Here is a 1112-nt window from a genome sequence, read left to right as displayed (position 1 = left end):
TTGAACTCCAAATGGTTGGAGTATCAAAAAAACGGTGGGTACTTCAGACCTTCCCTAAGAAAATCAATTATATATTTTAACGAAGCGAAAAAAGGGGGCCAAATCTCTAATGTGTCCCCTTCCACCTTAGGCACAGCATCACTTTCAGCCTCGGAACATACCTACAGTCAAACCGGCCATTTCAGACCTTGGGCCGGTTGACTGCCCTGCCCGCTCTCCCTATCCTCACGCCCGTCACGACACATTCGTGATCGGGTTTGACGGCCCGGCAAGTCCAAGACGCGCATTGTCCACCAAATCTGCTCGTGCACTCTCGTGCTCGATGCACAGCTTATGGTGACTGTGTGCGGGGCACTTTCGAGTGCGCCGGGTTCTTGGACCGGTCCGTCAACCTGCACACAGTTGCCACCTATTCGTTTGACGGCGATGACGTGGTGATCTCTAACATCCAAGAGGTTTCCCCCATGACCACCGCAACCACAAAACCCACCCCCTTCGCCCCCTGCGATCACGTCGACCATCACCTCCTCGCCGTCCAACCCGACATCCCCATCCTCGACGCCCTGGAACACGCCTCGGTCTACCTCAGCGTCGCCGAAGCCCTCGCCGCCCAGGCCCCCAACGCCACCTGCGCGGAACACGCCGTTTCAATGCGCTGGGCCAGCAAACACATGCTCGGCACCGCCCGTTCCATCGTCCAGGCCTCGATCGACGGTTTGCATGCCGCGCACGCGGGAGGTGGGTCATGAGCGCGCCTATGCCGATGACCCACAACGACAGCGACATCCCGGTGTTGCTGGTCGCCACTCAAGCACCGCTGGAGGTGTTGCACGGCAGCGCCGCCAGTCGTTTTCTGGCGGTGACGCAGATGATGGAAAGCCTGGCCAGCCTCGACATCACCCGAGCCAAAGGCGCGGATGTGCAGCAACTGGCCCACGCTGCGGCGATGTTGTTGCGTGATGGCTGCGATGTGATGGACGTGCTGGGGCGGCAGATTCGGGCGCGGGCCTAGCCTTGGCGGGCTGACGGCTGATTTATGAGTTGAATGTGATGGCCTCTTCGCGGGCAAGCCCGGCTCCCACAGGGGATTTGTGGTGGATGCGCATGTTGTG

At 59.7% G+C, this 1112-nt stretch carries 2 protein-coding genes; both read left to right on the top strand.

Annotated features, from left to right (window positions below):
* The first annotated feature begins 434 nt into the window (after positions 1-434).
* On the top strand, positions 435-749 hold the full coding sequence (locus V5E99_RS30920; protein ID WP_499806312.1) for a DUF3077 domain-containing protein: 315 nt from the start codon (positions 435-437) through the stop codon (positions 747-749).
* Complete coding sequence (locus tag V5E99_RS30915) at positions 746-1012, top strand: hypothetical protein (RefSeq protein WP_499806311.1); 267 nt, start codon at positions 746-748, stop codon at positions 1010-1012. Before V5E99_RS30920 ends, V5E99_RS30915 begins: the two co-directional genes overlap by 4 nt.
* The last annotated feature ends 100 nt before the right edge of the window (positions 1013-1112 follow it).

This window comes from Janthinobacterium sp. LPB2021202312-11-4, assembly GCF_037049705.1.
Taxonomy (GTDB): Bacteria; Pseudomonadota; Gammaproteobacteria; order Pseudomonadales; family Pseudomonadaceae; genus Aquipseudomonas.
Note: the sequence above shows the minus strand (reverse complement) of the source record. Positions and strands in the feature narration are given on the sequence as shown.

Coding starts and splice junctions, on each gene's coding strand:
- V5E99_RS30915 (WP_499806311.1), top strand. CDS start 746: ATGAGCGCGCCTATGCCGATGACCCACAACGACAGCGACATCCCGGTG.